This window comes from Cognatishimia sp. 1_MG-2023, assembly GCF_030548175.1.
Lineage (GTDB): Bacteria > Pseudomonadota > Alphaproteobacteria > Rhodobacterales > Rhodobacteraceae > Cognatishimia.
Map to the genome: position 1 here is coordinate 146,600 of NZ_JAUORX010000006.1, position 19,547 is coordinate 166,146.

The 19,547-nt window shown below is 54.5% G+C and carries 22 protein-coding genes; 9 read left to right on the top strand and 13 right to left on the bottom strand.

Features of this window, described 5'->3' with window-relative positions:
- The first annotated feature begins 179 nt into the window (after positions 1-179).
- The 4 genes from Q4544_RS11830 (at position 180) to Q4544_RS11845 (ending at position 3,834) form a co-directional block, all read left to right on the top strand.
- On the top strand, positions 180-1,154 hold the full coding sequence (locus tag Q4544_RS11830; protein WP_303506530.1) for an ABC transporter substrate-binding protein: 975 nt from the start codon (positions 180-182) through the stop codon (positions 1,152-1,154).
- A gap of 68 nt (positions 1,155-1,222) precedes the next feature.
- Entirely contained in the window at positions 1,223-2,263 is a 1,041-nt protein-coding gene (locus Q4544_RS11835) for a proline/glycine betaine ABC transporter permease (protein ID WP_303506531.1), read from the top strand.
- A gap of 12 nt (positions 2,264-2,275) precedes the next feature.
- On the top strand, positions 2,276-3,322 hold the full coding sequence (locus tag Q4544_RS11840) for a glycine betaine/L-proline ABC transporter ATP-binding protein (protein WP_303506532.1): 1,047 nt from the start codon (positions 2,276-2,278) through the stop codon (positions 3,320-3,322).
- Between the two features lie 35 nt (positions 3,323-3,357).
- Complete coding sequence (locus tag Q4544_RS11845) at positions 3,358-3,834, top strand: MarR family winged helix-turn-helix transcriptional regulator (protein ID WP_303506533.1); 477 nt, start codon at positions 3,358-3,360, stop codon at positions 3,832-3,834.
- 76 nt (positions 3,835-3,910) lie between these two features.
- On the opposite strand, the gene Q4544_RS11850 is transcribed toward Q4544_RS11845, so the two are convergent.
- The 5 genes from Q4544_RS11850 to clpS form a co-directional block, all read right to left on the bottom strand.
- Positions 3,911-4,117 carry a cold-shock protein gene (locus tag Q4544_RS11850; RefSeq protein ID WP_303506534.1) on the bottom strand — a complete coding sequence of 69 codons (207 nt, stop codon included), beginning with the start codon at positions 4,115-4,117 and terminating at the stop codon, positions 3,911-3,913.
- A 197-nt stretch (positions 4,118-4,314) separates the two neighbouring features.
- Positions 4,315-5,208 carry an oxygen-dependent coproporphyrinogen oxidase gene (gene hemF, locus Q4544_RS11855; protein WP_303506535.1) on the bottom strand — a complete coding sequence of 298 codons (894 nt, stop codon included), beginning with the start codon at positions 5,206-5,208 and terminating at the stop codon, positions 4,315-4,317.
- Between the two features lie 24 nt (positions 5,209-5,232).
- Entirely contained in the window at positions 5,233-6,039 is an 807-nt protein-coding gene (locus Q4544_RS11860; protein WP_303506536.1) for an SDR family NAD(P)-dependent oxidoreductase, read from the bottom strand.
- Positions 6,040-6,076: 37 nt separating this feature from the next.
- Positions 6,077-7,063 (bottom strand): class I SAM-dependent methyltransferase, encoded by a 987-nt coding sequence (locus tag Q4544_RS11865; RefSeq protein WP_303506538.1) that lies wholly within the window; start codon positions 7,061-7,063, stop codon positions 6,077-6,079.
- Positions 7,064-7,097: 34 nt separating this feature from the next.
- Positions 7,098-7,439 carry an ATP-dependent Clp protease adapter ClpS gene (clpS, locus tag Q4544_RS11870; RefSeq protein WP_303506540.1) on the bottom strand — a complete coding sequence of 114 codons (342 nt, stop codon included), beginning with the start codon at positions 7,437-7,439 and terminating at the stop codon, positions 7,098-7,100.
- 91 nt (positions 7,440-7,530) lie between these two features.
- Between clpS and Q4544_RS11875 the strand changes: the two genes are divergently transcribed.
- From Q4544_RS11875 to Q4544_RS11890, 4 genes are all read left to right on the top strand, one after another.
- Positions 7,531-8,235 carry an HAD family hydrolase gene (locus Q4544_RS11875; protein ID WP_303506542.1) on the top strand — a complete coding sequence of 235 codons (705 nt, stop codon included), beginning with the start codon at positions 7,531-7,533 and terminating at the stop codon, positions 8,233-8,235.
- Positions 8,236-8,432: 197 nt separating this feature from the next.
- Positions 8,433-9,902, top strand: coding sequence for a D-alanyl-D-alanine carboxypeptidase family protein (locus Q4544_RS11880; RefSeq protein WP_303506543.1), 1,470 nt, complete (start codon positions 8,433-8,435; stop codon positions 9,900-9,902).
- 36 nt (positions 9,903-9,938) lie between these two features.
- Complete coding sequence (locus Q4544_RS11885) at positions 9,939-10,976, top strand: Hint domain-containing protein (protein ID WP_303506545.1); 1,038 nt, start codon at positions 9,939-9,941, stop codon at positions 10,974-10,976.
- A gap of 22 nt (positions 10,977-10,998) precedes the next feature.
- Complete coding sequence (locus Q4544_RS11890; protein WP_303506547.1) at positions 10,999-11,688, top strand: fumarylacetoacetate hydrolase family protein; 690 nt, start codon at positions 10,999-11,001, stop codon at positions 11,686-11,688.
- Here the strand turns inward: Q4544_RS11890 and ccoS are convergent.
- From ccoS to ccoG, 4 genes are read right to left on the bottom strand one after another with little or no spacing between them, the layout of a single operon-like run.
- A complete protein-coding gene (gene ccoS / locus Q4544_RS11895) occupies positions 11,685-11,843 on the bottom strand; it encodes a cbb3-type cytochrome oxidase assembly protein CcoS (protein ID WP_303506549.1) in 159 nt (52 codons plus the stop codon). The two genes, Q4544_RS11890 and ccoS, sit on opposite strands and share 4 nt — an antisense overlap.
- On the bottom strand, positions 11,840-14,011 hold the full coding sequence (locus Q4544_RS11900; RefSeq protein ID WP_303506551.1) for a heavy metal translocating P-type ATPase: 2,172 nt from the start codon (positions 14,009-14,011) through the stop codon (positions 11,840-11,842). The genes ccoS and Q4544_RS11900 overlap by 4 nt, the downstream gene beginning before the upstream one ends.
- Positions 14,012-14,013: 2 nt before the next feature.
- A complete protein-coding gene (locus Q4544_RS11905; protein ID WP_303506553.1) occupies positions 14,014-14,469 on the bottom strand; it encodes a FixH family protein in 456 nt (151 codons plus the stop codon).
- Positions 14,469-15,899 (bottom strand): cytochrome c oxidase accessory protein CcoG, encoded by a 1,431-nt coding sequence (gene ccoG / locus Q4544_RS11910; protein ID WP_303506555.1) that lies wholly within the window; start codon positions 15,897-15,899, stop codon positions 14,469-14,471. Before ccoG ends, Q4544_RS11905 begins: the two co-directional genes overlap by 1 nt.
- 372 nt (positions 15,900-16,271) lie before the next feature.
- Between ccoG and Q4544_RS11915 the strand changes: the two genes are divergently transcribed.
- On the top strand, positions 16,272-16,634 hold the full coding sequence (locus Q4544_RS11915; protein WP_303506557.1) for a DUF1304 domain-containing protein: 363 nt from the start codon (positions 16,272-16,274) through the stop codon (positions 16,632-16,634).
- Between the two features lie 41 nt (positions 16,635-16,675).
- On the opposite strand, the gene rlmF is transcribed toward Q4544_RS11915, so the two are convergent.
- The 4 genes from rlmF to ccoO all read right to left on the bottom strand — a co-directional run bounded on the left by rlmF (position 16,676) and on the right by ccoO (position 19,546).
- Positions 16,676-17,596, bottom strand: a complete 921-nt coding sequence (gene rlmF, locus Q4544_RS11920) for a 23S rRNA (adenine(1618)-N(6))-methyltransferase RlmF (protein ID WP_303506559.1) — start codon at positions 17,594-17,596, stop codon at positions 16,676-16,678.
- 160 nt (positions 17,597-17,756) lie between these two features.
- Positions 17,757-18,623, bottom strand: a complete 867-nt coding sequence (gene ccoP, locus Q4544_RS11925) for a cytochrome-c oxidase, cbb3-type subunit III (protein ID WP_303506561.1) — start codon at positions 18,621-18,623, stop codon at positions 17,757-17,759.
- A complete protein-coding gene (locus tag Q4544_RS11930) occupies positions 18,620-18,808 on the bottom strand; it encodes a cbb3-type cytochrome c oxidase subunit 3 (protein WP_303506563.1) in 189 nt (62 codons plus the stop codon). The genes ccoP and Q4544_RS11930 overlap by 4 nt, the downstream gene beginning before the upstream one ends.
- A gap of 9 nt (positions 18,809-18,817) precedes the next feature.
- Entirely contained in the window at positions 18,818-19,546 is a 729-nt protein-coding gene (ccoO, locus tag Q4544_RS11935; RefSeq protein WP_303506565.1) for a cytochrome-c oxidase, cbb3-type subunit II, read from the bottom strand.
- Position 19,547 lies beyond the last annotated feature (1 nt).

Below are 19,547 nucleotides of genomic sequence, written 5' to 3' on the forward strand. Positions count from 1 at the left end.
CCTACAAATGCGGTTTTCTTAGAACTATTTCCCCCTAAAATACTTTGAAACACTAAGCAAAATTGGCGCTTAACGTAGGGGAAGGCACTGCTTGAGATTGAATTAATTCCTTATTTCGTTTCCTTCACCCCCAGAAATGATTAGTTTCACGAAGTAAGCTGCGAATATGGGAGTATATAATGCGTAAACTTATGATCGGTGCGGCTTTTGCCGCCGTCATGGCGCCAGGGGTGGCAGCCGCAGATACTTGTGGTGAAGTGACAATCACTGAGATGAACTGGGCGTCTAGCGCCGTCATCACAAGCATTGCTAAATTCTTGATGCAAGAAGGCTACGGCTGCACTGTATCCACAGTGCCTTCTTCAACAACACCTTCGTTGGTGTCTGTTGCTGAGACCGGTAAGCCAGATATCGTAACCGAATTGTGGATCAATGGTGCGCCTGCGTATCAAGAGCTGCAAGATGCCGGTAAAATCATCACATCCGCAGACGTGCTTGCAGACGGCGGTCGTGAAGGTTGGTGGGTTCCACAATACATGGTGGACAAGCACCCTGAGCTGGCGACGCTTGAAGGTATCAAGGCAAACCCAGAATTGCTTGGTAACCGTTTCCATAACTGCCCAGACGGTTGGGCATGTAAGAACACGAACTCTGATCTAGCGACCAACTTTGGTCTGGTTGATGCGGGTTATGAAGTCTTCTTGCACGGTTCTGGTGAAACGCTCGCGTCTTCGATTGCTGCGGCGTATGAAAACGAAGAGCCTTGGTTGGGTTACTACTGGTCCCCAGATCCATTGATGGCGAAGTACAAAATGGTCGAAGTTGACCTAGGTGTTCCATACGACCACGAGGTCTTTACCTGTGCGGCGAATGCTGACTGTACTGCTGAGGGTGTTTCCTCTTGGCCAGTTGGTCCTGTGAAAACTGTTGTGACAACAGACTTCGCAGAGCGTGAGCCAGCGATCGCGGAGCTGATGTCAAACATGAGCTTTAAGAACGCTGACGTTCTAGAGTTCTTGGACTGGATGGAAACAAACAAAGCAACTTACGACGAAGCTGCTGTGTTCTTCCTAACCACACGCCAAGATGTTTGGGCGGACTGGATCAATGATGAGGCCAAGGAAAAACTGGCTGCTCTGCTGAACAAGAGCTAATCAATAACAATACCAAGTAGGGGCGCCGGGTTGGCGCCCCTATTTACGAACTATGGGGCGGGTGACAGATGGCTTTTTACGATAAGTTGATGGAAACATTGGGACTGGAAGAGTGGTGCGATGGCAATGCTCAGGGTGGCCCGATGTCGATGGCGGACCTTTTAAAACACACAAAAGGTGACGATGCGGTAAGTGATGGTGACTCCATCTGGAATACGCCTTTTCCGTCCTTAGACGAATTGAACTCTGCCTGCCCTGCTGTTCCCAAAACACGAGATTTCACGGATTCCGTTGAAAACGGATTTCTGTCTATCAAAGACCCGCTAAAAACGGTTCTTGATCCGATCACACAACCGCTGAGCTGGGCGCTGGATGGGTCGATGGCCTTGTTCGAGGCTGTCCCTTGGTTTGTTGTGATCCCAGTCTTTTTGCTGGTCGTCTACTGGGCCTCGCGTTCGATGGCCTTGGTGGCTTTTGTCGGCATTTCCTTTTTGGGGATGGCGTTTATTGACCACTATTTGCCTGCGATCCAAACGCTTTCGATTATCTTTGTCTGTACGACCTTTAGCGTCGCCCTAGGGGTGCCCATAGGCATCTTGATGTCGCGCAGTGATACGATGCAGCGCATTGTCGTGCCGATCTTGGACATGTTGCAGACCCTGCCAACCTTTGTTTATTTGATTCCGCTGATCTTCTTGTTTTCTGTCACGGAATCAAAGCTGTATGGCATTGCCATCATTCTTTACGCCGTTGTCCCGGTTATCCGTCTGACGGATTTGGGTATTCGATTGGTGGACAAAGAAGTGCTGGAAGCGGCGCATGCCTTTGGCATGACGGATCGCCAAAAACTGTTCAAAGTGCAGATCCCGTTGGCGTTGCCAAATATCATGGCGGGCGTGAACCAGACCATTATGATGAGCCTTGCGATGGTTGTTATCGCGTCGCTGGTTTCGGCCCCCGGTCTGGGTGTCTTGGTCTTGCGTGGCATTCGGAACCTTGAGCTTGGCGTGGGCCTTGTGGCGGGTCTGGGTATCGTTCTGTTGGCGGTTCTTTTGGATCGTGTGACAAAAACTGCATTGGCGCGTGTTAACGCAGCCCAAAAACACTAAGGGGCGGCACAGATGACAACCGATCCAATGATTTCGATCCGCAATCTGTATAAGATTTTCGGCAGTACGCCTGATGTCATGATGGAGCACGTCCGAAAGGGCATGGGCAAAGAGGAGTTGCTGGAAGAGCATGGCCATGTTCTTGGCCTGCAGAACATCAACGTCGACATGCAACGCGGTGAAACAACCGTGGTTATGGGCCTGTCTGGCTCTGGCAAATCAACGCTGATCCGCCATGTGAACCGTTTGATCGACCCAACCGCTGGCGAAGTGCTGGTTGAGGGCGAAAACGTGCTGGAGTTCAACGATGAGCAGCTGCGCCATATCCGACGCACCAAGATGTCGATGGTGTTTCAGCATTTTGCGCTGCTGCCGCATCGGAATGTTCTGGAGAACGTGGCGCTGGCGCCGATTGTGCGTGGTGATCCAGCAGAGGAATACACGAAAAACGCGCTGCATTGGTTGGATCGCGTTGGCCTGAATGGCTATGAGGATCACTACCCGCACCAACTGTCAGGTGGCATGCAGCAACGTGTCGGGATTGCGCGCGCGTTGACGTCAAATGCACCGATCATGTTGATGGATGAAGCATTTTCGGCGCTTGATCCGCTTATTCGGACGGACATGCAGGACCTGTTGCTAGAACTGCAAAAGGAACTGGCAAAAACCATCGTGTTTATTAGCCATGACTTGGACGAAGCGCTAAAGCTGGCGGATCACCTTGTGATCTTGAAGGATGGCATGGTGGTTCAACAAGACGAGCCGCAACACATCCTGCTGAACCCAGAAGATGACTATATCGTCGATTTCATCGCTGATATTAACCGTGCTCGGGTGTTGAAAGTGCGTTCCATTATGGAGCCTATTTCGCAAGACAGCTTTGCCGGGCAAGTGGATCAAGAGTCTTCGCTCGAAGACGTGATCGCGCTGACGGGCGGAGATACCAGCGGGACGTATCAAGTTACCAAAGACGGCGAAGTGGTCGGACAGTTGAACCTGAAAGTGTTGGTCCGTGCCTTGGTCCGTACCAAAGCTTCGGAGGGTCGGCGCGTTATTTGATGCGCCCTCTCTAACCCAAACGAGATGGAGGCGATGTGAAACGAGACGAACTTTGTCTAATTGCCTTGCGCCGCATCATGCGCACCACTGAGCTGTTCGGAAAAGATTTTGCCCGAACAGCAGGTGTGACAGCAGTGCAGTTCCGCGTGCTGCAGACTATCTCTGAATTCGATCAAGTTACTGGAAAATACATTGCTGATACGCTGCGCGTATCGCAAGCCACGGTAACGTCGCTGATTGATAAGCTGCAGTGCAAAGGCTTGGTCATACGCGAGAAGTCTAAGGTGGATAAGCGACGCACTGACATTGCCCTGACCGAAGAAGGCATGCAGACCTTGCGCTATGCCCCTGACCCGCTGCACCAAAAATTCGTTCGCAAGTTTGAAGCGTTGGATGATTGGGAACAGGCGATGCTGGTGGCTTCGCTAGAACGCGTCGCAACGATGATCGATGCCGAAGATCTGGATGCGGCACCGCTGTTAGATACCGGCGATATTCAGAAAACGAACTGAAGGCTACACCAAGGCCCAAATGCAAAACGCGGCCCTGTTGCCAGGACCGCGTTTCGAAAGTCTGCGTCGCGTTGGCTTATGCCAGTGCGAGGTTTACCGCAGATTCACGGCCGTCACGACCTGGTTCGATGTCGAAAGTAACTTTCTGATCATCTGCCAGACCTGTAAGGCCGGAACGCTCAACTGCAGAGATGTGTACAAACACGTCTTTGCTGCCGCCGTCTGGTGCGATAAAGCCGAAGCCTTTTGTAGTGTTAAACCATTTTACGGTGCCAGTAGCCATTCCGTAGTCTCCTAGATATAGATGCTGCCCGCATTATGCGACAGCGCGGCGATGTTGGTCTGGATCGAAAGACTAGCGCCGTATTAGGGAGACAGTGGTCGAAAAAGAATAACGTTTGCGTTGAAAGAGGTAGGACAGATCGCCAAGAAATTCAAGGGGAGAGAATGCGAAGCGCAAAAAGTGGCGAGAATGTCGCTTTATCTCCACTTCGCCATAGGTGGTAAGCTCATAAGAACGGCATTTGCGTCATGGCCGGTCTCTAAACCGAATTTTGTGCCCCGATCATAGACAAGATTATATTCCGCATAGAGGCCACGATGCACCAGCTGTGCGTCTTTTTCCGACTCGCCAAAGGCATCGACGCGGCGCTTTTCTGTGAGCGGGACAAAGGCCGGCAAAAAGGCGCGACCGATGTCTTGGATAAAGGCGAAGTCTTTGGCCCAATCGCCAGAACAGTGGTCATCCAGAAAGATACCGCCGACGCCACGGGCGCGGTTGCGGTGGGGGATGTAGAAATATTCGTCTGCCCATTTTTTGAGGCGTGGATATTGAGCGGGATCGTGTTTGTCGCAATGCTGTTTTTGAACGGCGTGGAAGTGTGCGGTGTCTTCGTCGTATTCCAAGCAAGGATTCAAGTCAGAGCCGCCGCCAAACCACCAAGCGTGCGGTGTCCAGAACATGCGGGTGTTCATGTGGACGGCTGGGCAATGCGGGTTTTGCATATGGGCAACGAGGGAAATGCCCGAGGCCCAAAAGCGTGGATCGTCCTTCATACCCGGCAGGCCTTTGCGGGCGGCCATGGCGTTTTGGGCGCGTTCGCCTAGTGTGCCGTAAACGGTTGAGACATTGACGCCGACCTTTTCAAACACGCGACCTCCGCGCATGACGGACATCAGGCCACCACCTGCGTCTGAGCCATCGTCGGAGGCGCGTTTGGTTTCGGTGACTTCGAACGTACCGGCGGGTTGATCGGAAAATGGGCCGGTGTCGTGATTGGCCTCAAGCGTTTCAAAAGCTTCAACAATTTGGTCGCGCAATGTGCGGAACCATGCGCTTGCCTGCGCTTTTTCTGTATCCATTGGCTGGGCCATGGGCTTTCCTTTTGTCAGCGCTTGTTAGTGTGCTGGAGAGCGCACTGGGTCAATCAAAGTACGGCCACCGTCAACGGTGATCACCTGCCCTGTCATAAAGGCAGAGGCATCAGAGGCCAGATAGCGTACGGTATCGACCAGTTCTGTTGGCGGCGCAATGCGACCAAGCGGCGTATAGGCCTCGATGTCGTTGCGATAATTGGGGAATTCTTTGAGGGTGTTCTTTAGGCTCGCACTCATGACAGAACCAAAGGCCACAGCGTTGACGCGAATGCGGTGTGGCGCAAGAGCGGTGGCAAGGCCGCGTGTCATTTGATCAAGTGCAGCGGTGGCCATGGAATAGCCCATAAGGTCCGGGTTTGTCCGGCAGGCCGAAATGGAGGACATATTGACGATGGCCCCTGTAGAACCTTCCTCGCGATTGTCTTCCTTGGCTTGTTTGATCATGCGTTTGGCGACAGCTTGGCTGAGGCGCAACGAGGTCATGAGGTTTTGGTTAAGCATGGTTGAGATGCTGTCATCATCCATATCAAGCGGGTCGGTTCGCATGATCTGGCGGCTGGCGTTCACCAAGATGTCGACCTGATCAAAGCTATCCATCGTAGCAGAGAGCAGGTTGGCGATGGTCAGGCGCTCGCGCAGGTCGCCCGCGAAGTGGCGAACGCTGCTGTCTTCGGGTAGGTCGCCAACTTCTTTGGCAAGTTGCTTGTCGTCCATATCGACCATCATGACGTTTGCGCCCTGTTGCGCGAATTCACGGCTGATGGCGAGGCCGATGCCATTGGCGGCGCCGGTGATGATGGCAGTTTTGCCTGCGATCGAAAATGACATGTTCTACCCCGATGATTCTAAAGCACGTTACGCGGAATTAGCGTTTTGCGCGAGTTGGGCGTTCGGCACGCAAAACTTTGAACCGATTGTCGCCTGCGACTTCTTCAACTTTGGTAAATAGTTCCTCGAGGCGAGCCTCGTAGGGCAAGTGGCGATTGGCGACAAGCCATAGGTGGCCGGTTGGTGCCAACATACGTGCGGCAGCGGCAATAAAGGCGCGGCCGAGGTCTGGTTCCGCTTTGCGGCTGGTGTGGAATGGTGGGTTCATCACCACGGTGTTCATTTTGGCGCGTGGTTCCCAAGTGGTCGCGTCGGACCAAAAGAATTCAGCGCGATCATCTGTGACGTTTTCTTTGGCACAAGAAAGCGCGATGTGATCCGCCTCTACCACATAAAGATTGTCGACACCTTCGCGACCTAGGATCGCGCGGGATAGGTAGCCCCAGCCTGCACCAAGATCTGCGACTTGCTTGCCCAGTTTTTCTGGAAGCGCTGCGGCCAGAGCGGCAGAGGCTGGATCAATACCGTCCGCAGAGAAAACGCCGGGGCGCGTGACAAATTCATCGTCAACTTTGGATGGGCCGCTGTTGATCCAATCGGAATAGTCGCCACCTTGGAACGAAAACAGTTTGCCATGCGCTTTTGAAATGGCGCTGGAGACATTGGTGGACCGTTTGCGGCAGTCTTTTAGGTAGGATTCAACGCCGTCATTCTTTTGCCCGTCGATGACGACCAACCCGCCAAAACCAGCAGCTTGGGCGATATAGCCGCGCGCTTGCGCTTTGGCGCGGGTGAGAAAGACGACGGAGGCTGCAAAGTCACCCTCGGCTTCGACGGCACAGTCCCAACCGGTTTGCGCGAAAGCGTCGTAGTCTGGTTTGAACGTCTGGATGACCACGCAGCGTTCTTTTGGCAGAGCTGACAGATCAGTTCCGGCGACCGGTGCGAAAACAGCAATGCGACCTTCGGACGGGAGTTCAAACTGGCCACCCTCGGCAGCCAAGCTTAGTCGGGAATTTGACATGAATATCCTTTTGATCCGACAGCGATTGCTGGGATCACTCTTTTTCCATCGTGCATTGCAGTGGATGTTGGTGGCGGCGCGCGAAATCCATGACTTGGGTCACTTTGGTTTCTGCGATCTCGTGGCTGAACACGCCAACGACGGCGACGCCTTTTTTATGAACGGTCAGCATAATTTCAAATGACTGGGCGTGCGTCATGCCAAAGAACCGTTCGAGAATATGCACAACGAATTCCATCGGTGTGTAGTCGTCATTCAAGAGAAGCACTTTGTACAGCGGCGGGCGTTTGGTGCGCGCACGGGTTTTGGTGGCGACGCCTGCGTCACCTTCATCATCATATTTGTCATCGGACATGCGCAGCGGTTGCAAAGTCATCTGGAATTCTATCCGGTGTTTTCGCGTTGAGCGTTGTATATAGCTTGTCGTCGCCAATAGAAAAGGCCTGTCACCCCTACTGGAACCTCTGATGCCCACAAAATTGACCACAATCGCCTTTGATGCAGACGATACTCTTTGGCACAACGAACGTTTCTTTCGCGTTACCCAAGATCGATTCGCGGACCTGTTAAGTGAGTTTACCGAAAAATCGACGCTAGAAGACAGACTTTTGGCGGCTGAAATTCGAAATCACGGGCATTATGGGTTCGGGGTAAAGGGGTTTGTCTTGTCGATGATCGAGACCGCGATTGAGGTGACGGACGAAGCTGTGCCTGCCTCGGTGATTGCGGAATTGATCGCGGCTGGGCGAGAGATGCTAGAGTATCCGATTGATTTGCTGCCCCATGCGGCAGAGGCCGTTGCCCATTGTGCGCAGGATTACCGCGTGATGCTTATTACTAAGGGTGATTTGCTAGATCAGGAGCGCAAGGTGGCCCAGTCTGGGCTGGGTGACATGTTTGATCATGTTGAGGTGGTTTCGGACAAAACCCGCCCTGTTTATGAGGGATTGTTTGGCCGCCACGCGGATGGAATTGAGCGGGCCATGATGATCGGCAATTCGATGAAATCTGATGTTGTTCCTGTGGTCGATGGCGGCGGATGGGGTGTTTACGTACCGCATGGAGAATCGTGGGCGCTGGAGCATGCCCTGCCCCCAGAAAATGCGCCGCGCTATCACAGCATAGACTCACTGGGCGAACTTCCGCAGATTTTAGAGCAGCTTAGTGATTAAGACAGTCTGCCACATTCCTGCCACAATCGCCGGTTTAGTGGGCGCAAAAATCGGTTCCGCTACATCTAGAATTAACCTTAGTTTAATAACCCCAATCTATTTGAATCAAAGGGTTTATTAGAAAAACACCCTGTGTTAGCCTTATTTCAAAATGTCAGTCGGAAAATCGACGGCGTGAGGCAGTAAGGGCAAGTGACGTGAAGGATCGGCAAATCAGGCCGGCCCGTTTTGGGCTGTATATCCTGGCAGTATTAAGTTTCATTTTTGCGGGCTCGTTGTCCGCGGTTGCCGCACCCTATGCGGCACATGTAATCGATTCCCGCTCTGGGAAAGTTCTGCATTCAAGGAATGCTGACACGCGATTGCATCCGGCATCTTTGACCAAGATGATGACCCTCTATGTGGTTTTCGAGGCTGTGCGTAACGGCGAAATCTCGATGGACACAAAGGTTCGTATTTCTAAGACAGCTGCGGCTGAGCCTCCCTCGAAGCTGGGGTTGAAGGCCGGTCAACGTATTGCATTGCGCTATTTGGTGCGTGCGGCAGCGGTTAAATCCGCCAATGACGCAGCAACCGCGTTGGGCGAAGCGATTTCAGGTTCAGAAGCGGCCTTTGCCCGCCGCATGACACGGACCGCAAAAGCGCTTGGCATGACACGGACCACCTTCCGCAATGCGCATGGCCTAACGGAAAACGGCCATATGTCTACGGCGCGTGACATGACCAAGCTGGGCCGTCACCTGCTGTATGATTATCCGCAGTATTATAACCTGTTCTCTCGTCGTACGACCCATGCTGGCATCAAAGAAGTGGCCAACACGAACCGCCGTTTGCTGGCGGCCTATCGTGGGGCGGATGGCATTAAGACAGGTTACACCCGTGCTGCGGGCTTTAACCTTGTGGCCTCTGCTGAGCGTGGCGATGAACGTATTATCGCAACTGTTTTTGGTGGTCGCTCCACTGCATCACGGAATGCCAAAGTGGCTGAACTTCTGGACCTTGGCTTCCGTCGTGCGCCATCGCGTGTTGCCCTGCGCAAGCCAACGCGCCCTGCCTATCAAGGTAATGTGGCTGGTGACGTTGTCGTAGCCAGCGCTGGATCGAATAAAACCGTGGGCGGTGCTACGTCTGGCGGGAAAACCATTCGGGTGGCAACGGCTGTGACCAAAAGCTTGCGCCCCGTGCCGCGCCCAGGTGCAAAGGCACCGGCCGCCCTGCCCGCGACTGCGGGTGCGATCACTGTGGCAAGTAGCCCAGTTGTGATCGACAAAGATATTGAGAAGGCTCTGCGTGAGGCGCAGGCCAACACGGCATCGTTGTTCCCGACCTCTGCCAAAGTGGCGGAGCCAAAGGTCGAGAAAGTTGCAACGGCGCCCGTTATTATCGAAGAGCCTGAACCACAGGTTGTAACCCGTTTGTCGACCTCTGGGGGTCGTCACTGGGGGATCAATGTGGGTCGGTATGGCAGCCGCTATGCTGCCGAAAAAGTGCTGCTGAAAACCGCACTTTCTGAAATGAATACATTAGACGGTTCATTGCGGAAGGTTGTGAAATCTAAACGAGGGTTTGATGCGAATTTCATGGGATTGTCCCGTGAAACCGCGGACCTCGCCTGCCGCCGACTACAAGCGCGTCAGGTTTCCTGCTTTATGATCGGTCCAAGCTAACTTGGACCGACGCAGGACAGCACAGGAGCGCGCAGAATGCCGGATCCGTTTCTTTCCGAAGTTAAATTTCTTGGTGCAGGCAACGTAGATTTTATTGAAATCGCCGTTGATGCGGGCATGGATGTCAGTGGCATTCAGGTTGTGATCTACAATCCGAATGGGACTGTTCGCACGACCAACGACCTGACAACGCCTGACGAGACTGTTGCAGGCCGCGATGTTTATAGCATCGACAGCGGCAGTTCTGCGACCTTCAATGGTGTACATAAAAATGGTGCCGTGGCCTTGGTGCAGGACGGTGAAGTCCTGCAGTTCATTTCGTTTGAACAAGAGGTGACGGCGGATGGTGGGCCAGCGGATGGCGAAACCTCGACCGCGCTTGGTGGCACGGGACAAGGCGAGTCGCTGGAGTCTACGGATGGCGGTGGCAGCTATTCGGTGCAAAGCACGCCGTCGCAGGGCACGATCCCCTGCTTTTTATCTGGCACATCCATTTTGACAGCAGTTGGCAATCGTCCAGTCCAAGAGATTGCCGTGGATGATATGGTGATGACGGATGGTGGCCCCAAGGCTGTGATTTGGGTAGGATCGCGTCAACTGAACTTGCAAGAAAGCTCTGATCCCGCCAAGCGCCCTATTCGCATTCCGGCGCATGCATTGGGACATGCGGAGCCTTTCTCGGATACGTTTGTATCGCCGAACCACCGTGTGTTGATTGTCGGTCCGCATTGCGAAATGTTGTTTGGACAGGCCGCTGTGTTTGTTGCGGCAAAGTTTTTGGTGGGGCATTTTGGTATTGGGCATTGCCCCGTGGCACTGCCGGTTCAGTATCATCACATATTGCTGGAAGATCACGAGGTGCTGACGGCCAATGGGTTGCAGGCCGAGAGCCTGTATAACGGCAAACTGTCCACCGAAGCCTTTGCGCAGGATGGTGAAGCTGGGGCTGTCTATCCTCTGGCTGCGTTCGAGCCGCATGAGCAATCGGCGCATATGGTGTTGCGAGCCCATGAGGCGCAGTTGTTGATGCGCCAATATGCTCCGCGTGCTGTACGGTTGATTGCCGCCGGTTAGGCAACGCGCTAGGCTTTGGCCTATGAAAAGAACTGTTATTCCCGCTGTTGAGCCGACCTCTTTGCCTGTGCATGGCACAGACGAGGTTTTTCCCGTGCGTCGCGTGTATTGCGTGGGCCGCAACTATGCAGAGCATGCGCGTGAGATGGGGCATGATCCTGATCGTGAACCACCGTTTTTCTTTTCAAAGCCAACGTCTTCGGTCACTGGGTCGGGGCGCACCCTGCCCTTTCCGACGCAAACGCAGAACCTGCATCACGAGGCGGAGCTGGTTGTGGCGATTGGTGAAATGGGTTCCGATATTTCGGCGGAAGAGGCCGAGGGATTGATCTGGGGCTATGCGGCAGGAAACGACCTGACGCGGCGGGATTTGCAGGCAGAGGCGAAAGCGATGCGGCGACCTTGGGATATGGCCAAGGGATTTGATCAGGCGGCGATTGTGGGGGCGGTTCATCCGAAATCTGCGACTGGGGTTTTGACCCGTGGTCGGATTGAGGCGCATGTGGATGGGACGCTCCGTCAAGGTGCAGATTTGGCGGATATGATTTGGCCGGTGAACGACGTTTTAGTCTATCTCAGCCGTTTGGTGACGTTGATGCCGGGTGATTTGGTGATGACTGGCACGCCCGAAGGTGTTGGGGCGATTGAACTTGGGCAGAGCTGTTCTGTCACGATCGAGGGGCTTTCACCTGCGGTTGTGACCTACGCCTAAGACTTTGGTTTTGCGTCGTAATCTGAATTGAGGATACGTTGTGCGTTACCTTCGGGATCATCGTATTGATCGCTGCGCAATGTGTAGAGAAACCCCCAAAGGCCAATGCAGCCTAGGATCAGGGAAATCGGGATTAGGTAGGTTAGAATTGTCATGACGACCTCAGGCGGAGTGCGTTTAGGCTGACTGTAATGGAGCTACTAGACATGGCAAGCGCTGCGATCAGTGGGGTCGCGAGGCCAGCGACGGCCAGCGGGACCGCGATGACGTTGTAGATTGTTGCGATGCGGAAGTTCTCGCGGATGCGTTTGGTGGCGGATTGGGCCACGGTGAGGGCGTCGGCAATTGGGCTAAGATCGGTACCGAGCAGCACGATGTCAGATGCGACGCGGGCGGCATCAAGGGCTGAAGCCGGCGAGATGGAAACATCGGCAGCCGCGAGCGCTGCGGTGTCGTTTAGGCCATCGCCTACCATCAGAACATGGTGATTGTTTGCTGAAAGGGCTTGGACAAAGGTCGCTTTGTCTTGTGGCAATGCGCCTGCATGCCAATCGGTGATGCCCAGAGTGTTGGCTGTGGTTTCGACAGCTTTTGCGGTGTCGCCCGAGAGTAGGTAGACGGATTTCCCTGCGGCTTTGAGGGCGGCGATGGCATCTGCGGCCCCTGCCCGGAGCTGGTCTTGGCAGACGAAAGCTTGGGGCGCGGAATTGCCCATATCGAGGAAGACAGCGGTCTCTGGCAGCGGTGTTGCATCGACCCAATCCGCGCGGCCAAGGCGGATTTGGGTCCCGTTCCACATGGCTTGGACGCCGAAGCCGGGGATTTCTTGGATGTCTGTTAGAGTGGCCGGTGTGATGTCTTTGGCTTGGATGGCACGGGCGACGGCTTGGGACAGCGGGTGCGCAGATGCTTGGGCCATTGCCAGCGCGACGCTGAGGGCTTCGTCTGTGAAACCGTCGAGCGATTGCACTTCGGGTTGGCCCATCGTCAGCGTGCCGGTTTTGTCAAAGACAACGGTGTCGACTTCGGCGAGCCGTTCAAGGGCGGTGGCGTGTTTGACCAAAAGGCCCTTGCGGAACAGGCGGCCGGAGGCGGCTGTGGTCACGGCAGGAACGGCAAGGCCCAGCGCGCAGGGGCATGTGATGATCAGGACAGCGGCGGCAATGTTCAGCGCGGTGCGGACGTCAAAACTGTAAAGATACCAGCCCACAAAGGCCAAGGCGGATAGGATATGCACGCCGGGGGCATAGAGTTTGGCGGCTTTGTCGGCAAGAGATGTATAACGCGAACGGCCGGATTCCGCGATGGCAACGAGGTCTGCCATTTGGTGCAGGCTGGTGTCTTGGCCAACGGCGGTGGCGCGGATGGTCAGCGGGCCGGTGAGGTTCACTTCGCCTGCGCTGACGCTCATGCCGGGGGTGGCGAATACGGGGAGAGTTTCGCCGGTCAGGAGGGATCGGTCGAGTTCTGATGTGCCAGTGAGGATTTCCCCATCAACGGGCATGCGGCCGCCGGGACGGACCAGAAGAACGTCGCCCAAGGCGATGTCATGTGCGGAGATTACGCTTTCTTTTCCATCAGTTAGGCGGATGGCGCGAGGGACTTCGAGGGCCGCGAGTTCTTCGGCAGCGGAGCGCGCGACGGCACGGGTGCGGTAATCTAGGTAGCGGCCTGCAAGTAGGAAGAAAACCAACGTAAGGGCCGCGTCGAAATAGGCGTGATGGCCAGACAATGCGGTTTCCCAAAGGGAGGTCGCCAGGGCGAGGACGATGGCCAGAACGATGGGTACGTCCATATTGAGGCGGTGCGCTCGTAGGGCTGACCAAGCGTTGATGTAGAACGGTTTGCCCGCGAATAGGATGGCGGGCAGCGCGATGGCGGCGGAAATCCAGTGGAACAAGTCACGGGTGGCGTCTTGGGCGCCAGCCCAGACGGCAACGGACAGCAGCATGACATTCATACTGGCGAAACCCGCAACAGCGAGGCGCATCAGTAGGTCGCGCCCTGCCCGATCAGTTTGCGTGGCCGATAGGCTGGCGGTGTCGAGCTCGTGGGCCTCGTAACCCGCACTTTCGAGCGCGGTGATCAGGGCTTGTGGCTCGACGTTTGGAGCGGCCTCGACCATGGCGCGTTTGAGGGTCAGGTTGACCCGCGCATCGTGAACACCGGGAATGTTTTGCAGTGTGCGTTCGACCGTTGCGATACACAGGCCGCAATGAATACCCGGCACGCTGAGCGCCAGTTGCGCGTCCGTTGGTGCCTCTTGCGCCATAGATTGCGCAAGGGGGGCTGCATCACAGGCTGGGCAGGCAGACATCGCCATGATTAGCCTTTCACCACAAAGGGCACACGTTGTTCAAACGGCGTGCCGTCTAGTGCGGTTGCGGTCAGGCGGATGTTCCAGTTGCCTGCGTTCAGCGCTGCTTTGGCAACATAGGCTGTGCCGTCAAAGGTGAACTCTGGCGATTGGTCTTCTTGCACGTGGGTGGCGCGGCCCAACACGGCTTGCATGGATTGCACCGTGATGGGTGTGCCGGTTTCATCCGTGATCGACAGGATCAGCAAGCCGCCGACCTCTTTGGCAGTCACTGTCCAGCCCAGCGCCTGTTGTGCGTGGCGGCGGGTGTCAAAGGTTTGGCTGGCCACATAAGAGTTTTTCACCTCTACCCCCGGAAACGTATTCACGGCGGAATAGGCTAAGGTGAGGTTCACCCCGATGATCACCGTAAAGGCACTGACAAAGATGATGGCGGCGTGGCGGCCTGTGAATTCGCGGGTCATTATTCGCCCTTTCCATGGAATACAGTGTCTTTGTGAACGCGGTCCCCGGTTGTGGTGTCTTGTATCCAGAACCGCAGATCGGTGAGGCTGTCTAGGGCTGCTTCAGACCCTTTTGGTGCTACGACATAGACCCGTTGCAATTGGGTGGCGTCCGCAGGGACGAGGACGGTGTCGTCTTGATTGCCCTCAAGGGAAACTTGCAATGCAGTGTCGCCTTTGATGGAAATTTCGAACGGACGCATGTCGCCGTGTTTGTTGCGCAGACGGATTTCGTAGGTGTTGCGGATGGCCCCATCTGACAGGGTCACGAAGGTTGGATTACGTACGGGTGCAACGGTGACGTCAAAGGCGCTGCGCATAAAGAGCGCGACGATCAGCAGGACACCGACGAGGGACCATAGTGCTGTGTAGATCAGCGTGCGGGTGCGTAGGATGTGCTTCCACGTTGGTTTTGGAGGATTGCCTGCGCGTTCATGTGGTTCATCGCTGAGGGCCACGTAGTCAATGAGGCCGCGCGACTTGCCGACTTTGTCCATGACATCATCACATGCGTCGATGCAAAGCGCGCAAGTGATACACTCCATCTGCTGACCATCGCGGATGTCGATACCCATTGGGCAAACGTTGACGCAGGCCATGCAATCGATGCAATCGCCCTGCGGTGGCGCATTTTCCGCCTTTTTCAGCTTTCCACGCGGCTCACCGCGCCAATCGCGGTAGGCAACGGTTAGGGTGTCTTCGTCCATCATGGCAGCCTGGATGCGGGGCCATGGGCAGGCGTAGATGCAGATTTGTTCGCGGGCATAGCCTCCGAAGAAGACAGTGGTTGCGGTTAAAATTGCCATTGAGGAATAGGCAATGGGGTGTGCTTGGCCGGTTACGAGTTGAACCAGCAGGGTTGGCGCGTCGGCGAAATAGAACACCCAAGCACCGCCAGTGGCGAGGCCGATAAGTATCCAGAGAATGGTCTTGGTGGTGCGCAGGCGTACCTTGCGGAAATCCCATTTTTTCTGGCGATGCAGACGAAGGCGCGCGTTTCTGTCGCCCTCGACCCAGCGTTCGACGAGGATGAAAAGATCGGTCCAAACGGTTTGTGGACAGGCATAACCGCACCAGACACGGCCCAGCGCTGAGGTGAATAGAAACAGGCCAAGACCCGCCATGATCAGCAGGCCAGCAACGAAGTAAAACTCGTGTGGCCAAATTTCGATCCAGAAGAAAAAGAACCGGCGACTGGCCATATCAACGAGAACCGCTTGATCCGGCAGGTTTGGTCCGCGGTCCCAGCGGATCCACGGCACGAGGTAATAGATACCCAGCGTGACCGCCATGATGACCCATTTTAGGTTGCGAAAATAGCCCGTGACGCGACGCGGAAAAACCGGTTCTCGGGCCGCAAATAGGTTTGGAGTGTTTTGGGAATCTGGCACGTGTTCGCTCGCGTTGGATTTCTATTGTCTCTTTTTTGGCAGAGCACGCCTTTCGCGGCTTTGACCTGTATCAAGTTTTCCTGTGACAATCGGTCGAGCTGATTGGGGTTGATTTAGGTGTCGGCCCTCCAGGAAACGCGCGAACAGGACGGAAAGCCGACACCGATGCCCGACGTGAAGGCCGGGCAACCCTCCAGACATCCTGTGTGTTGCACGAAGTGTTACACGAATGGGATGTCTGTCTCCGGTTGGACTGTGCTGTATTTGGAGGAGCGCGGCTTTGACGCAGATCAAATTTGCATTTTTTTTGGACTGTTGTCTGACGGCAAGGCGCGTGTCAGATGTGTTACGTTGAAACGGAGCACCAAACTTATGGCTATTGCCACCTCTATCCTGATCCTGCTGATCGCAGCGCTGCACCTTTATATCATGTGGTTTGAGATGTTTGCATGGGAAAGCCGTGGACCTAAAGTGTTCCGCAGTTTTCCAAAGGACTTATTTGGGCCGACAAAAACCATGGCTGCCAATCAAGGGCTGTATAACGGGTTTCTCGCTGTTGGGCTGGTTTGGTCGCGCCTGATTTTGGACGCGGAGTGGTCGCATAACGTAGCGATGTTCTTTTTGATTTGCGTGCTTGTGGCTGGGATCTATGGGGCTATGACAGCCAGTCGGCGGATTTTGTTTGTGCAGGCCGTACCTGCAGCTCTGGCGATTGGGCTGTTGTTGGTGGGATAAGGAGCTGAGCGGCTTAGCCTGTTGGGTTGCCTTTGATTATCTTACAGGTTTTTGAAGAACAGAGATCGCTGATTTCTCTTTATGTAAGTCCAAGCAATAAAACGGCTTTTCTTTTGACCTTGCGCCATTTCGACGACTTTATAGTCGAGAACTTGAGCCTTCTTCAAAAATCTTTTGAGTGGCTGAAGGTTATCTTTTTTCGAAACCAAGGATGTAAACCACAGGCACTGGTTCGCGAACTCAGTGCTTTGCTCAATCATCGTTGCGATAAACTTTATCTCGCCGCCGGGGCACCAAAGCTCTGCGTTTTGGCCGCCGAAATTAAGTTTCTTTGAATGCCCTTTTCCAAGGTTGCGCCATTTGCGTTGGGTGCCTTTGTTGGCTTGTTCCATTGAGGAATGGAATGGCGGGTTGCACATGGTGAAGTGAAACTTATCGCTGGGTTTGATCACGCCCCTAAAGATATCCTCGCGTTTATCTTGCGGTCTGAGCGTTACGTCCAGTTTGTTGACTTCGCAAATCTTCTGCGCTGATTTGATTGCGCCTGCGTCGATGTCTACGCCGGTGAAATGCCAGCCGTATTCGCTCTGGCCGATCAGTGGGTAGACTAAGCTGGCGCCGGTGCCGATGTCTAAAGCTTTGACGCCCTGTCCTCGCGGGATTTCATGTTTATTGCTGTCTGCCAGCACATCCGCGAGGTAGTGGATGTAATCGACACGACCGGGAATTGGTGGGCATAGGTAATTGGCGGGGATATCCCAATAATTGATGTCATAATATGTCTTTAGCAATGCCCGATTCAGCATTCGGACGGCCTGCACATCTTGGAAATCAATCGTTGTCTGACCAGCGGGATTTTTGGTTGTGAATGCTTCAAGTTCAGGGGTTTGCGCCACTAAACGCGTGAAATCGTAACCTTCTTTGTGTTGGTTACGGGGGTGCAGCATTGTTTTGGTGGTCAAGGGGGAAGCCTTTTTGAAATTGGTGGAAGTAACTTCCCAAACCGTTCGTTGATCTTAGTCTTTCATGAACAAATAGTAAAATTAATAGGATGTATCTGAGGCCACTCATACAAAAAGGGCGCGGCTTTCACCGCGCCCTTCTGCCTAACTTACGTTATTCTTATTCGCCGCCACCAAGCTGGTGTACATAAACGGCCACCGCATTGATTTGTGCCTCTGTCAGGCGCGCATCCCAATTGGGCATAACGCCGAAGCGGCTGCCGTAGATGGTTTCGCGTACGGTGTCGAAATCGCCACCATAGAGCCAGATCGCATCTGCCAAGTTTGGCGCACCTTGCTCGCGATCACCTAAGCCTTTCTCGCCGTGACAGCTGGTGCAGTTTTCCTCAAAGAGGGCTGCGCCTGCTGCGACCATTGTGGCGTCTTGAGGCTCGCCACTTAGCGAGATGACGTAGTTGGCAACTTGATCCAATTGGGTGTCATCCAGCATTTCAAAGACGCCAAAGGCTGGCATTTCGGAGTAGCGGGTTTCGTCATGCGTTTCTGTACGGATACCAACGCGCACGGTTTCGTGGATGGATTCAATATCCCCACCCCAGAGCCAGTCATTGTCCAAGAGGTTTGGATAGCCCTTTGCACCAGCAGCACCGGACCCGTGGCATTGGGCGCACCATGTTTTGAACACGGCTGAGCCTGCGGATGTTGCGTAGCCATTCAGCTCTACGTCATCTGCGATTGTGCTTAAGTCTGCGCTGGCAAGGCGAGTGTTGATCGCCTCGTTGCGTGCATTCGCAGCAGCGATTTCCGCGGCGACTTCGCCTCGGGTCGAATAGCCCAGCACACCTGCAGTGGCGGATTGGATACCCGGCCATGCGGGATAAGCGATGGCATAGCCGATGCCCCAGATGATGGTCAGATAAAAGCACCAGAGCCACCAGCGCGGCATGGGGTTATCGTATTCCTGAATACCATCCCACGTATGACCTGTGGTGGGCACTTCGGGTTTTTTGGTTGGTTTCTTGCTCATGTCCGTCCCTCGTCTTGGGTGGCAGCAGGTGCGTCGTCGTAACGGAAAGGAATGCTGGATGTTTCTCGGTATTCAGCACTGGAACCGGGGCGGAATACCCAGATGACCACAGTGATAAAGACCACAAAGAGAAACAGAAGCATCCAGCTATCGGCGAATTCGCGTAGGAAGGAATAGGTTTCCATGATCGCCTCCTATCGGCTTGCGTCGGGTGTGAAGGTTGAGAAATCAACCAACGTGCCCAGCATTTGCAGGTAAGCCACCAGCGCATCCATTTCGGTCACGCCTTGGTTGCCATCGAAGTTACGCACGGCGATCTCTTCGCCATAGCGTTCCAGAAGGCCGTCGTAATCGGCATCTGGGTCAGCTTGGGCAAGGAAGTCAGCTTGGGCGTTTTCCACCATTTCGTCGCTGTATGGAACACCAACAAAGGCGTTGGCTTTCAGCAGATCGCCGATGTATTCGCCATCAATGTTGCGACGCTCTAGGAAGCCGTATTTTGGCATCACGGATTCTGGGACAACGGATTGTGGGTTGATCAAGTGATCCACGTGCCAGTCATCAGAATAGCGCCCGCCAACACGAGCCAAATCAGGCCCCGTCCGTTTGGACCCCCACTGATGTGGGTGATCGTATTTGGATTCTGCCGCCAATGAATAGTGCCCGTAGCGTTCAACTTCGTCGCGCATGGGGCGGATCATTTGGCTGTGGCAGACGTAGCAGCCCTCGCGGATGTAGATGTCACGCCCGGCAAGTTCCAGCGGAGTGTAGGGGCGCATGCCCTCTACATCCTCGATGGTGTTTTCCAGCCAGAACAGTGGGGCAATCTGGACGATCCCCCCGATGCTGACGACCAGAAGGCTAAGTACCAGCAAGAGCGTAGCGTTGGTTTCGATGAATTTATGTTTATCGAGAATGGCCATG